Below are 12,831 nucleotides of genomic sequence, written 5' to 3' on the forward strand. Positions count from 1 at the left end.
TCTTCACCTCATCATCCAAATCTTCCTGTAATATAGTCCTCAGTTCTCTTATCTGCTGGAGTAGAGAAAATTTTATTAGTTTCAGAGAATTCTATCACTTCTCCATTTAAAAAGAAAGCAGTTTTCTTAGATATACGTGCAGCCTGCTGCATGTTATGAGTAACGATAATAATACTAAAATCCTTCTTCAATTCTTGTACAAGTTCTTCTACCTTTAATGTCGAAATGGGATCAAGTGCAGAAGTAGGCTCATCCATTAAAATGACATCTGGTTCTATCGCAAGACAGCGGGCGATACAGAGACGCTGTTGCTGCCCCCCAGACAGCCCGTAAGCATTTTGAGTAAGACGATCCTTTACCTCATCCCAAATCGCAGCCCCACGTAAGCTTTTTTCAACAATTTGATCTAAGATTTTTTTATCGCGAATACCATGTATTTTTGGTCCATAAGCCACATTTTCATAAATTGATTTTGGAAATGGATTGGGCTTTTGGAATACCATTCCAACCTTTGTTCTCAATTCTTCTACTTGATAGGATTTATCTAGGATATTTTTCCCTCGATAGAGAATTTCACCTGAAGTTCTAACACCTGGCACAAGTTCTATCATACGATTTAATGTCTTAATATACGTTGATTTTCCACAACCTGAAGGTCCGATAATAGCCGTAACTTCATTTTCCATAATATCTAGGTTTATTTTCTTTAGCGCTTGATTATCACCGTACCATAAATCTAAGTCGCTTGTTTTATATACAATTTGTTTTTCTTCTGTGTTGACAATATTTGCAGCGGCTGTTGATGTTTCCATTATAGTTTGCCTCCCTAAATCCTAGCCTTAATATCTTTTCTGGAATTTATTTCGAATTAGTACAGCAATTGAATTCATAACAATTAACATGAAAAGTAAAACGATAATACCTGCTGCAGCTAAAGCGTGAAACTCTACCTGCGGGCGACCTGTCCAATTGTAAATTTGTAAAGGTAAAACAGTAATACTATCTAAAAATGTTTTTGGTAAAAATGCAAGAAATAAAGGCATTCCAAGGACAACAAGAGGTGCAGTTTCTCCAATGGCACGAGATAGAGCCAAAATTCCGCCCGTAAGTATCCCAGGAATTGCAGCAGGAAGAACAATACGGACAATAGTCTGCCATTTAGTAGCTCCTAACCCAAATGAAGCCTCTCTTAATTGATTTGGCACCGCACGGATAGCTTCTTGTGCAGCTACAATAATGACTGGCAAAACAAGTAGACTCATGGTAAGTCCTGCGGCCAAAACACTTGTTCCAAATGCTAACGCACGAACAAATACTGTTAAACCAAGTAACCCAAAAACAATAGAAGGGACACCAGCTAAATTAGAGATATTAACTTTAATAAAGTTTGTTAACGCATTCTCTTTTGCATATTCTTCGAGATAGATGGCAGTACCCACACCAAGCAATAAAGAAACAGGGGCAACAACAGCCATTAACCAAATGGTTCCAATTAACGCAGCATAAACCCCTGCATTTTCAGGTTTCCTTGAAGGCAGACTTTGCAAAAATTGCAAATCTAAGTAGCCAAATCCTTGAGAGAATATCCGATATAATAATATTCCTAGTATTAATAAAACAAACATAGTTAAAGCAAAAAATATCCATTTTGAAATAGAATTTTTGGATAATCTTGGTTTCATCCGCTTTACTACGGTATCATGATTAATTAGATTCATTAATATTCCTCCCTAAAACGACGAGTGATGTATTGAGCCAATAAATTCATCACTAATGTAAATACAAAAAGCGTCATCCCAACAGCATAAATACTATAATAGATCGTCGTACCATATCCTACATCCCCTTGGCTGACTTGGACAATATATGCTGTCATCGTTTGAATGGAGCCCGTTATATTCCATTCAAGATTAGGTGTAGATCCCCCAGCTACTGCAACAATCATTGTTTCGCCGATAGCGCGTGAGATACCTAATACAATAGAGGCAACTATTCCTGAAATAGCTGCTGGCAAGACGACTTTAATAGCTACTTCAAATTTAGTCGCTCCCAGGGCAAGCGCACCTTCTCGCATTGCATTTGGAACCGAAGTCATCGCATCTTCTGAAAGTGAAGCTATCATCGGTGTTATCATAATTCCAATGACAATACCAGGACTTAAAGCATTAAAAATTTCAAGGGATGGAATGATATCACGTAATATAGGAGTAACAAAGGTTAGCGCAAAAAATCCATAAACAATCGTTGGAATTCCAGCTAAAACTTCTAATATCGGTTTAATAATTCTGCGAGCTCGATCAGTTGCATACTCACTCAAATAAATGGCTGAAGCCAATCCGATAGGAACAGCAACAATAGCAGCTATTACAGTTACCTTTAAAGTTCCCATTATTAGCGGTAGAATACCGAAAGATCCATTGGTTTCGGAAAAAGGATACCATACTTTACCTGTAAAGAATTCTTTAATCGATACAGCATCAAAAAATAAAAATGTCTCAAAAATAAGCGTAAGGACAATGCCAATCGTTGTTAAAACAGAGACAGCTGCCGTGAGGAATAAGATATATGGCATGATTTTTTCTGTAATTCCACCAGCACTTTTCTTTTTCTTCTTCTCTTGAATCATCTTTTGAACCGAGAAGGAATTGGTGTTTTGAGTGGCCAATTTGAAAACCCCTTTCATTCCAATGACAAGATGAGAAGCACATTTTACCATGCTTCTCACCTATAAAATTATTCTAACTCTTACTTAAGAGTTTCTAATGTATCTAGTTGCTTTGTATAGTCTGCCTCAGGTAATTTTACATAGCCAACATCTTCAGATAATGTTGCAGCATTTTCTAAAAGGAACTTTACGAAATCATATACTTCTTCTTGATCTTTAATCGCAGAGTTTTTCACATAAGTGAATAATGGACGTGATAATGGTGCATACTCGCCTGATTCAATAGTTTTATTGTTCGGCTCAACAGGGCCATTTCCGCCATCAATTTTAACAACTTTTAAAGAATCTTTGTTTTCAGCATAGTAAGCATAACCGAAGTATCCAATTGCATTTTTATCACCCTTAACACCTTGTACTAAGATATTGTCATCTTCCGAAAGAGTTGCTTTTTGAACAATCGGTTGTTCATCAAGAATTACTTCATCGAAGTAATCAAATGTTCCTGAATCTGCACCAGGAGAGTATAATTTGATTTCTTCATTTGGCCAATCAGGATTGATATCAGACCATTTTTTCGTTGTACCATCTTCGATCCAAATCTTCTTTAAATCGTCGATTGTTAAGCTTTCTACCCAATCATTGTCTTTATTTACCACTACTGAAAGTCCGTCAAATGCTAATTTTACTTCTGTAAAATCAATACCTTTTTCTTTAAGACCGGCTGCTTCCTCATCTTTTATAGGACGAGAAGCATTACTTAATTCAGTTTCACCTGCGATGAATGCTTTAAAACCGCCTCCAGTTCCTGATGAACCAACAGAAACTTTAACGCCTGGTTGTGTCATACCATATTCTTCAACAACTGCTTCCATAATTGGGAAAACTGTAGATGAACCGTCTATTTTAATTTCACCTTGAAGTTGCTTTACTTCTTCGCCGGCTTGTTCTTTGTTGCCTTCAGTACCTTGTGCGCCACAAGCTGCAGTGATTGCTAGCACACCAGACATCATTGCTGTTAGTGCTAATTTCTTAAAGCTTTTCATTACTTAATTCCCCCTACGAAAATTGGTTTGTTTTTATCTTGTTCGTTTTCCTTACAAGACTAATAATATACTCCTTCTGTAAAGCTTGTTTTAATGGATTGTAAAGGTTTTGTAAAGGTATGTATGACTTTTGTAAATCATAAATAAAATGTATTAATGATAGCATGTTCATTTATAAAAATAATATGAAAAAACCTGCCTCAATTTTTGAGACAGGTTTGTGAAATCTATTGATTATTTTGCTGAGTTTCTGTTGTTTCAGCTGTACCATCGGCATTTTGTGCATCGTCTTGATTTTCCGTCGCAGGAGTCTGCTTCTTTAGATTAAAATACGTATCCAAAACCCTTTTTCCAATCACATTGGCAGTAGCCGGGCCACTGTTTCCTTGGTATGCCCATGGAACCATAACAGCCATTGCCACTTCTGGATTATCAAACGGTGCAAAGCTTACAAGACTTAAATTCATCACTTTTGGCGGTATTTCCCCAAATTTCTTCCTTTCAGGACCATCATAAAAAGCTTGAGCGGTTCCTGTTTTACCTGCAGGATTGTACTCGGAACCCTTAAAGGTACTAACACCGGTACCATCTCCTACTTGCATAACCATTCTAAAGCCTTCCTGTACCCGATCGATCCATTCATCCTTGCCATCGATACGATTTATTATCGTTGGTTGAATTTCCTGGAAAATCGGACCTAGTTGTTTGTTGTCAAGCATAGGTTCACGAATTTCCTTAACGATATGAGGTTGAACACGATACCCGCCGTTAGCAATGGTTGAAACATACTGCGCCAATTGCATTACCGTATAGGTATCGTACTGGCCAATGGCTAAGTCAAGCAGTAAACCAGATTGTTTAACCGGACCAGGATAACCAGTACTCTCATTCGGAAGGTCAATTCCTGTTTTTGTCCCAAGACCAAATTGACTAAATGATTGCCTCATAGTATCAAAAGCAGTTAAATCTAATGGCAGTGGTTTATTTGGTGCATAGTGCCCGCCTGCCATCTCTATCACTGTTTTCCACATATACACGTTTGAAGATATTTGTAATGCTCTTAGGTCATTAATATTTCCAAAGTTCTTCCAAGAAGACTTAGGTTGTGTATTTTTAATCAATAAAGGCGAATCGTACTGAGTTGAACCTGGCTGAATTGCCCCTGTATTATAACCAGTTAAAATCGTCGCACCTTTGACAACAGATCCAACTTCATAAGAGGTTGTTATATTGCCAAGTGCAAAGTCACGCATTTCTTGTTTATTGGTCTCGTCATTTTTTGCAATTTGCTTTCCGGCCATTGTTAATATTTCACCTGTATGTGGGTTCATGAGAACAACAAATGCGCGGTCTAATAGAGCTGATTTGGAATTTTGTTTTGCTTTCCAAAGTTCTTCTTCTATAATTTTTTCAATTTCAAGCTGAAGATCCATGTCTACGGTTAGAACAAGGTCTTTTCCACGCTGTCCTTCCGAAACAACTTCAGTAGACAAGATTTTCCCTGCTTTATCGGTAACATTTTTGACCTTACCCTTTTGTCCATGTAAGACATCTTCATATTGAAGCTCAATGTAACTTTTACCGACCCGATCATTTCGATTATAGTCACGAGCAAGGTACTCTTCTAGTTTATCTTTTGGTAAGCCTTCATCAGAAGATGTAACATTTCCAAGTACAGTCTTTAATGTGTTTCCAAATGCATAATATCGTTCCCAATCTGTAGTAGTATCAACACCAGGTAAAGCTTCTAAGTTTTCACTGACTACAGCAAACTCTTCGGGGGTGACATTTTCATTCTTTACGATTTGTTGCGTTAAGGCATAGCCGCTGTTAAATTCCCTAAATATCGCAAGCGTTTCTAAATCCTGTGCAGTTAAACTTTTCAGGTCCTTCTCAGTAATCCTTTTAAGCTGGAGATTATAGATCTCTTTATCATCCAATTCCTCTTGATCGTATTTGTCCCATTCTTTCTCTGTAATTTTTGCTTTTGCTTTCTCAGGGTTTTTTAATATCCAGAAGTCCTGTTTATCACGTTCACGAACTTTTGATATATCTTTATCTATCAGCTTTGCCAAGCGTTCAGCGGTTTTGAGCATTTCTTCTTGGCTTGTATCTTGATACTTTGTATATGTGATGGCATTTAACGGTGTATTGTCTACAATAACTTTTCCGTTGCGGTCAAACATTTTCCCGCGGGGCACCGGATTGTTAACGGTGATATCTTCCGTTCTCTCAATTTCGCGTTTAAAATCTTCCCCATAAACGATTTGAACTAAACCTAAACGTAGAATAAGAACAGAAAACAACAAAAATATAACAAAGAAAAGCATGTTTAAGCGAAAAGTAACACGCTGCGTTTTTTTCTTTTTAATAACCAGGTTTCTCACTTCCTTGCCAATTCGACATGATAATCCTTATTTTAGCGGAAAATCACCTTACTTTCTACGAAAAAGACTTACCAATTGACATCTTCCTACAATCCACACAAAAACCATAAAAATAAAAAAACACGATGAGTAATCGGAATTACTCATCGTGTTACGCTGTAGGTAATTGGACTCTCCTTACAAACAAATAAATGAGCGTGTGACCAGCCCCTAGAAATAATAGCAGGATTGGGATACTTTCCTTCTCATTAAACCAAGTAACTGCTGCTAAGAAGGATAGTATGGAAACAATTCTTCCCAGATTAATATAGATTTCGCGGACGACTATATACTCGATTCTCATTTCGGCCGCTTTCCAAGCAGAACCAATTACATCATAGGTAGTGGACACATATGGTACTAGCAAGATAGGATAAGCAACCGCAATCATCGCTGCGTAAATTAAAAGTTTTACATAATTAATATCCCAAACGATAATCAAAACAGCTAAATAAAGGATAATACCACCAATAAGGATCGCCTTTTTTCGTCTGTTTTTTTTAATCAACCGGGAGGCAGCATAGTAGGCTATGAAGGAAATTCCGGAGTTAATCAGTCCAAAGGTCCCTAGAGCAAGCTCACTTCCGGTGGAGATGTAGACCAGTACCGAGATTATAAATAAAAATGTTCCTTCTCTCAGCCCTTGGAAGAAATGCGCATTTGTAATAAGACGCCAGTTTTCATTTTTCTTTCTTTCTTCTAAAATCCTTTTAAAATCATACCTGCCATTTGCAGGACGTGGCTTTAATGAAAAACTTAAGAAAACAGCTAATGCGAAAAGAGATAATGATATTCCAAATACAATCGAATACCCAGTGAACTTTTCAAACCGTGTAATAATAATGCCTGCGGCAATTGGTCCAATCATACCACCGGTAGAGGACAAAATTCCTAAAAAGCCGTTAAAAAAATCTCTTGTTTCAGGTTCGGTTATTTCAAAAGTTAAGACATTATAAGCAAGCCAATAAAAACCATATCCCACTCCAAGTAGGCCGCCTAACAGTAATAGATAGGTTGAAGCATTTTTTCCTGTTATTAAAACCATTAAATAAAATATTGCTAAAAAACTAACTCCGATTCTTAATACTTTAACACGATCAATTTTTTTTGCCCATCTACCTGCTAGGATGAAAGTTAAGGGCTGCAAAATAACAATTGAAAGGTTATAAAGCGCGAGGTCTGAATATTCTCCCGTTTGCTTCCATAAATAAATATTTACAAAAGTATTCGATAAAGCAACACTTAAAGAATATAAACCACCAATGATTAACAGCAAGGATAAATCTTTTGTTAATTCTACGTCACCTAAGAACTTAAATTTTTTCGCCATAGTAACTCCCCTTTGTGATAAGGGTTATTCTTTAACAAGGAGGAAGCCTTTATACGAAAAAATAAAAAGACAGCTAAAAAAGTCAGCTGTCTTTCCACATAACTATTATTATTTCGCTGCAGTGTAACGTTTTGAAACTTCATCCCAGTTAACAACATTCCAGAAAGAAGAGATGTAGTCTGGACGACGGTTTTGATAGTTAAGGTAATAAGCGTGCTCCCAAACATCAAGACCAAGGATAGGTGTTTTTCCTTCCATTAAAGGTGAGTCTTGGTTTGGTGTGCTAGAAACTTCTAATTCACCATTGCTTACAGACAACCAAGCCCAGCCTGAACCAAAACGAGTAGTTGCTGCTTTAGCAAATTCTTCTTTGAAGCTTTCGAAGCTGCCAAATTTATTATTGATGGCATCAGCTAATTCGCCAGCTGGTGCACCGCCGCCATTTGGTGCAAGAATTTGCCAGAATAATGAGTGGTTAGCGTGACCGCCGCCATTATTACGAACAGCTGTGCGAGCTGCTTCTGGTACTGCATCAAGGTTAGCAATAACCTCTTCTACAGATTTTGATAATAATTCTTCATTTCCTTGTAGTGCGTTATTTAAGTTTGTTACATAAGTGTTATGATGTTTTGTGTGGTGAATATTCATTGTCTCTTTGTCAATGTGTGGCTCAAGCGCGTCATAAGCGTAAGGTAATTGTGGTAATTCAAATGCCATGGTATTTCCTCCTATGTATAAAAAGTTTTTTAGCTTAAAGATATGTCTAAAATCAAAACAATTTTAGAATATTCCTAAAGCTTTGTAGCTTAAGATTATCAAAGAAAGTGTTTTCTTTCAAATAAAAAGCTCTGCTCCTAACAAATATACAATTTCCTTCACAACAAAATTTTATACATTAATTTTTTCAAGTTTTCAATAAATTGTCATGTTTCAACCGGTGATAGGTTGTTAATACATGTTTAAATCAAGTTGTAGGGTGTAAAGGAGATGGACATATGCTAAAAACTAGTTTTTCGATATATAATTTATTAGAACAATTCTTTCAGAAAACAGAACAACCTCTAAAAATTAAAGCGGGAAGCGTTCTTTTTCAGGAGAAAGATTCAGTGGAATATGTATACCTATTGCTCAGTGGAACAGTGGCACTAGGGAGAGTCCATATGCGCGGAAAGGACTTTATTTTAAAAATTTTAAATAGCAGCGAATTGATTATTGAATATCAACTTTTTAAACATAATCCTCATTATCAATTTTATGCAAAGACACTGTCTGATAGTGAAATCCTTCCTATAAAAAAAGAGCAATTTGAGGAATTTATCTTGAATGATCCTGATGCCATGAATGCTTTTGTATCTTGGTTAAGTACAGGTTACCTAAAAGCACAAATGAAGTGCCAAGACCTAATCATGAATGGTAAAAAAGGCGGCCTATATTCCATTCTCATTCGCCTTTGCAATACCTATGGTGTAATGACAAAGGATGGTATTCTTATTGATTTACCTTTAACACATCAAGAACTTGCCAATTTAACCTTCGGAACAAGGGAAGTTATTCAACGTGCATTAAAGGAATTGCGGGAAAAAGATGTTATTTCCTATGATCAGCAAAAATTCACAATAAAAAATATTAAATACCTTAAAGAAGAAGTCGACTGCCAAAACTGCCCCTATGAGATCTGCGGGGTAAATTAAATATAAATCCTCCTCACTTTTAAGTGAGGGGGATTATTTCTTTTAAAAAACAACTAATAAGAAATAAACAATCATAAGTGTTTGAATGATTGCTTTTGTTATAGCACTGCTAATAAAGCCAACAACAGATCCAAAACCTATTTTCAAACTGTTTTTAATACCTTGCTTATTAACTAAAAGCTCTGCTGCTACTGCACCTATAAATGGACCAATGAGAATTCCCAGAAACGGTATAACAAATGGTCCGACTAAAAGTCCTATCGTGCTCCCCCAGACTCCAGCCTTTGAACCGCCATACTTTTGTACCCCAATCATATTGGCGATATAATCCGCGACAAACAAAAGAATAATAAAAAAACCTTGAATCAGCCAAAAGAACCAGCCAAAGTGTTCAAATGAAAAAAAGACACCATATAATAGATATCCAGCTAATAAAAACAAAACACTTGGAATGATGGGATAAACCAGACCGACGAACCCAATGATAAATAAAATTGAAATGACTGACCAATAAACGATCTCCATGATTTCTCCATCCTTTTAAAAATATATTATTTACCTATACGGCCAGCTTTCTAAATAGTTTCATAAATCAACATTCTTGTTTATAACAGCTCCTAAAGTTACAATAGAATGGTGAATCTTTATTAAGGTGGTAATTATGAATATTTTTAAGCAATTTTATAAAAGTACTTATTCTCCAAAGGATATAGCTTCTTTCCGTTTTCAAGGAATTGGCAAAACCATTTTATTTGTCTTTTTTCTCACTTTTTTATCCATTTTGCCATCAATTTATTACATAAATACAATGCTAAATGAAGGAATTGATAGTACAAAATCGGTCATAAACAATGATATCCCCTCTTTTACCATAGATAATGGTACTCTCTCTGCCGAGACAGATGTACCGATCACGGTTGATAAAGGTGAGTTCTCCATTATTGTCGATCCTACTGGTGTCATTACAAACGAAGATGTAGAGGACAAGGGCAACGCCATCGCTTTGCTGAAGAATGAAATTACCGTCGCTGCAGGCGGAAGAGTTGATAGCTATTCCTATTCCATGATGGAAGGTTTAACGATTACGAAAGCGGATTTCATCGATATAGTGGATACAGTTGATGGGCTGAAGGGAATTATTATTCCCGCTATTTCCCTTTTTATGTTCCTTATATCAAGTGCTGTAAACTTTATTGAAGTATCCATTCTAGCTTGGATAGGGTTATTATTAAAAAATCTAGCTGGCAGAAGTATTAGTTATCGCCACTTATGGAGAATGGCTGCCTACAGTGCAACGCTGCCTACAGTTTTCTTTACTATTATGAGCGCCCTTAATACACCTGTACCAAATAGTTTTTATATTAATTGGTTTGTTGAAGTAATTATCTTATTTTTAGCCATTAAAGAAATTCAAAACGAAAAAACAAACTTAGAAAGTTAAACGCGCCCATTGGGTGCGTTTTTTCGTTCTATAAAGAAGTGGACAAGCATAGGAATGTACAAACATTCCATTTTGGAGGCATGTCTTATGAAAAGGATAATTCTATTTTTGTTTGGACTTCTGACAATTTATGTAATATATATTGATTTAACGGCCGGTACCCTGCCTAAGCAAGAAACTCAAAAACCAGAACAAACAGTTGTAACAATGACAAACGTTAAAGAGGCGGAGGATTCTTTTGAAGCCGAAGTTGAACCTGGTGAAACTCTGATATCGATCGTAGAAAATCATATAAAAAAACCATTACCTGTATCCATTGACAAACTGATTGAGGATTTTCAAAGTTTAAACCCAGGATTATCTCCAGAAAAGATTCAAATTGGATCAACTTATGAATTTCCTGACTACTCTAAATAGGGAAACAAAAGCGTCTGTCTTGTCAAGATCAGCAAAGGACTGATAAAATAATAGGTGCATGTTTAAACTAACTATTATTCGAATCCAATTTGAAGGAGCGAATTTCCTTGAGTGAAATTACACATCGTACAAAAACCCGTCCCGTTAAGGTTGGGAATTTAACGATTGGCGGAAGTAATGAATTATTTATACAAAGCATGACCACTACTAAAACACATGACGTTGAAGCGACCGTTGCTGAAATCAAACGTCTTGAAGAAGCAGGCTGCCAGATTGTTCGTGTTGCATGTCCAGACGAAAGAGCAGCAAATGCAATTCCCGAAATAAAGAAAAGGATTAATATCCCTTTAGTAGTAGATATACATTTTGATTATAAATTAGCGCTTAAAGCCATTGAAGGCGGCGCTGATAAAATTCGGATTAATCCAGGGAATATCGGAAAAAGAGAAAAAGTGGAAGCTGTTGTTAATGCTGCCAAGAAGCGTGGAATTCCAATCCGTATTGGTGTAAATGCCGGATCGCTAGAAAAAAGAATTCTCGAGAAGTACGGTTATCCTACTGCAGATGGAATGGTCGAAAGTGCTCTCCATCATATCAAAATCCTTGAAGATCTGGATTTTCATGACATTATTGTTTCCATGAAAGCATCAGATGTTAACCTTGCAATAGAAGCCTATGAAAAAGCTTCAAAGGCATTCGATTATCCACTGCACTTAGGTATTACTGAATCAGGTACTTTGTTTGCCGGTACTGTAAAAAGCGCTGCTGGGCTAGGAGCAATTATTAGCAAGGGCATTGGTAATACACTCCGTATTTCCTTAAGTGCCGACCCTGTTGAAGAAGTAAAAGTTGCTAGAGAGCTTTTAAAAGTATTTGGTCTATCCTCAAATGCTGCAACGTTAATTTCATGTCCAACCTGTGGCAGAATCGAAATTGATTTGATCAGTATTGCCAATGAAGTGGAAGATTATATTTCGAAAATAAAAGCGCCAATTAAAGTAGCTGTATTAGGGTGTGCTGTAAACGGCCCTGGTGAAGCAAGAGAAGCTGACATTGGAATTGCCGGTGCACGTGGTGAGGGATTACTGTTCCGTAAGGGTGAGATTGTACGTAAAGTACCTGAAGACCAGTTAGTCGATGAATTAAAAAAAGAAATCGATCAACTTGCTGAGGAATATTTTCAAAAAAAAGCATTAGAGGAAGCAGAAGTAACCCAATAAAACATTAAGAAACCCGGCAAAGCTGCCGGGTTTCTTTGTTGTCTAGCTCCAGCGCCTAGGGGATCGGGGTCATAAGCCAATCCGTCAAGAAGGTAAAGTACCACCTTCTCGCCGGCTCGTCTTATGCCTGTCGCCCCTGGACAAGGCGCTTCCGCTTTTCTTTTTGCCCCTATATTTGCAAGCCGCTGTTAAAAGAACGGTAGGATAAAGATACCAACGATAATGGAAATGGCACCTATCCCGATTGCCCACGCGCCTAGACTATCTGCTCCTCGACGTTTAGCAACGAATCCTAACACAATACCTGCTGCACCAAAAAGAATCGGCATTACAAACAGTGATAAAATCGATAACGCTAAAGCAGCCCATCCCATTCCTGTACCAGCTTTTGTATCCGTGCCAGCCCCAGAACCACTTTTTGATCTTTCCTGGAAAGTTGGTCGGGTTATAGGAACAGGTGCTGCAATTTCAGCAGCTGTTTCTTCTCTATATTCCGAAGAGTTTGCACCAGCATTAGTACCCGTGCCAGCCCCTGCACCATTCTTTGATTTTTCCTGGAACGATGGTTGGGTATTAGAAATAGGCACTGCCATTTCAG

General features: G+C 37.1%; 13 protein-coding genes. 4 read left to right on the plus strand and 9 right to left on the minus strand.

All coding sequences use genetic code 11. The features are described from left to right. Positions 1-11: 11 nt before the first annotated feature. From pstB to BANA01_RS01410, 7 genes are all read right to left on the minus strand, one after another. Positions 12-812 (minus strand): phosphate ABC transporter ATP-binding protein PstB, encoded by an 801-nt coding sequence (pstB, locus tag BANA01_RS01380; RefSeq protein ID WP_063251325.1) that lies wholly within the window; start codon positions 810-812, stop codon positions 12-14. 27 nt (positions 813-839) lie between these two features. After that, complete coding sequence (pstA, locus tag BANA01_RS01385) at positions 840-1,718, minus strand: phosphate ABC transporter permease PstA (protein WP_063251326.1); 879 nt, start codon at positions 1,716-1,718, stop codon at positions 840-842. Next, positions 1,718-2,683 carry a phosphate ABC transporter permease subunit PstC gene (pstC, locus tag BANA01_RS01390; RefSeq protein WP_063251410.1) on the minus strand — a complete coding sequence of 322 codons (966 nt, stop codon included), beginning with the start codon at positions 2,681-2,683 and terminating at the stop codon, positions 1,718-1,720. Before pstC ends, pstA begins: the two co-directional genes overlap by 1 nt. 62 nt (positions 2,684-2,745) lie before the next feature. After that, the gene (locus BANA01_RS01395; protein WP_063251327.1) at positions 2,746-3,708 is read right to left on the minus strand and encodes a PstS family phosphate ABC transporter substrate-binding protein; all 963 of its coding nucleotides are present in this window, start codon (positions 3,706-3,708) and stop codon (positions 2,746-2,748) included. A gap of 227 nt (positions 3,709-3,935) precedes the next feature. Beyond that, positions 3,936-6,038, minus strand: a complete 2,103-nt coding sequence (locus BANA01_RS01400) for a peptidoglycan D,D-transpeptidase FtsI family protein (protein WP_063251411.1) — start codon at positions 6,036-6,038, stop codon at positions 3,936-3,938. Positions 6,039-6,246: 208 nt separating this feature from the next. Further along, a complete protein-coding gene (locus BANA01_RS01405) occupies positions 6,247-7,464 on the minus strand; it encodes an MFS transporter (protein ID WP_063251328.1) in 1,218 nt (405 codons plus the stop codon). Between the two features lie 108 nt (positions 7,465-7,572). Then, positions 7,573-8,181, minus strand: coding sequence for a superoxide dismutase (locus tag BANA01_RS01410; protein WP_063251329.1), 609 nt, complete (start codon positions 8,179-8,181; stop codon positions 7,573-7,575). A gap of 278 nt (positions 8,182-8,459) precedes the next feature. Here BANA01_RS01410 and BANA01_RS01415 point away from each other — a divergent pair, with 278 nt between their 5' ends. Further along, positions 8,460-9,155, plus strand: a complete 696-nt coding sequence (locus BANA01_RS01415; protein WP_034675778.1) for a Crp/Fnr family transcriptional regulator — start codon at positions 8,460-8,462, stop codon at positions 9,153-9,155. Between the two features lie 42 nt (positions 9,156-9,197). Here BANA01_RS01415 and BANA01_RS01420 read toward each other — a convergent pair whose 3' ends face one another. Then, the gene (locus BANA01_RS01420; protein ID WP_034675775.1) at positions 9,198-9,680 is read right to left on the minus strand and encodes a DUF456 domain-containing protein; all 483 of its coding nucleotides are present in this window, start codon (positions 9,678-9,680) and stop codon (positions 9,198-9,200) included. A gap of 136 nt (positions 9,681-9,816) precedes the next feature. Between BANA01_RS01420 and BANA01_RS01425 the strand changes: the two genes are divergently transcribed. The 3 genes from BANA01_RS01425 (at position 9,817) to ispG (ending at position 12,233) form a co-directional block, all read left to right on the plus strand. After that, positions 9,817-10,596, plus strand: a complete 780-nt coding sequence (locus tag BANA01_RS01425; protein ID WP_034675772.1) for a DUF1189 domain-containing protein — start codon at positions 9,817-9,819, stop codon at positions 10,594-10,596. Positions 10,597-10,683: 87 nt separating this feature from the next. Next, entirely contained in the window at positions 10,684-11,013 is a 330-nt protein-coding gene (locus tag BANA01_RS01430) for a LysM peptidoglycan-binding domain-containing protein (RefSeq protein WP_034675768.1), read from the plus strand. Between the two features lie 116 nt (positions 11,014-11,129). Continuing rightward, positions 11,130-12,233 (plus strand): flavodoxin-dependent (E)-4-hydroxy-3-methylbut-2-enyl-diphosphate synthase, encoded by a 1,104-nt coding sequence (gene ispG / locus BANA01_RS01435; RefSeq protein ID WP_218008372.1) that lies wholly within the window; start codon positions 11,130-11,132, stop codon positions 12,231-12,233. A gap of 188 nt (positions 12,234-12,421) precedes the next feature. Here the strand turns inward: ispG and BANA01_RS01440 are convergent, their stop codons facing one another. Then, positions 12,422-12,826, minus strand: coding sequence for a hypothetical protein (locus tag BANA01_RS01440; protein ID WP_411834225.1), 405 nt, complete (start codon positions 12,824-12,826; stop codon positions 12,422-12,424). Positions 12,827-12,831: the final 5 nt, after the last annotated feature.

Origin of the sequence: Neobacillus niacini NBRC 15566 (assembly GCF_001591505.1) — a bacterium.
GTDB lineage: Bacteria > Bacillota > Bacilli > Bacillales > Cytobacillaceae > Neobacillus > Neobacillus niacini.

Bases quoted from the DNA above. Each gene is read 5' to 3' on its own strand.
- pstB (WP_063251325.1), bottom strand. From the start codon at position 812: ATGGAAACATCAACAGCCGCTGCAAATATTGTCAACACAGAAGAAAAA.
- pstA (WP_063251326.1), bottom strand. From the start codon at position 1,718: ATGAATCTAATTAATCATGATACCGTAGTAAAGCGGATGAAACCAAGA.
- pstC (WP_063251410.1), bottom strand. From the start codon at position 2,683: ATGAAAGGGGTTTTCAAATTGGCCACTCAAAACACCAATTCCTTCTCG.
- BANA01_RS01395 (WP_063251327.1), bottom strand. From the start codon at position 3,708: ATGAAAAGCTTTAAGAAATTAGCACTAACAGCAATGATGTCTGGTGTG.
- BANA01_RS01400 (WP_063251411.1), bottom strand. From the start codon at position 6,038: ATGCTTTTCTTTGTTATATTTTTGTTGTTTTCTGTTCTTATTCTACGT.
- BANA01_RS01405 (WP_063251328.1), bottom strand. From the start codon at position 7,464: ATGGCGAAAAAATTTAAGTTCTTAGGTGACGTAGAATTAACAAAAGAT.
- BANA01_RS01410 (WP_063251329.1), bottom strand. From the start codon at position 8,181: ATGGCATTTGAATTACCACAATTACCTTACGCTTATGACGCGCTTGAG.
- BANA01_RS01415 (WP_034675778.1), top strand. From the start codon at position 8,460: ATGCTAAAAACTAGTTTTTCGATATATAATTTATTAGAACAATTCTTT.
- BANA01_RS01420 (WP_034675775.1), bottom strand. From the start codon at position 9,680: ATGGAGATCGTTTATTGGTCAGTCATTTCAATTTTATTTATCATTGGG.
- BANA01_RS01425 (WP_034675772.1), top strand. From the start codon at position 9,817: ATGAATATTTTTAAGCAATTTTATAAAAGTACTTATTCTCCAAAGGAT.
- BANA01_RS01430 (WP_034675768.1), top strand. From the start codon at position 10,684: ATGAAAAGGATAATTCTATTTTTGTTTGGACTTCTGACAATTTATGTA.
- BANA01_RS01440 (WP_411834225.1), bottom strand. From the start codon at position 12,826: ATGGCAGTGCCTATTTCTAATACCCAACCATCGTTCCAGGAAAAATCA.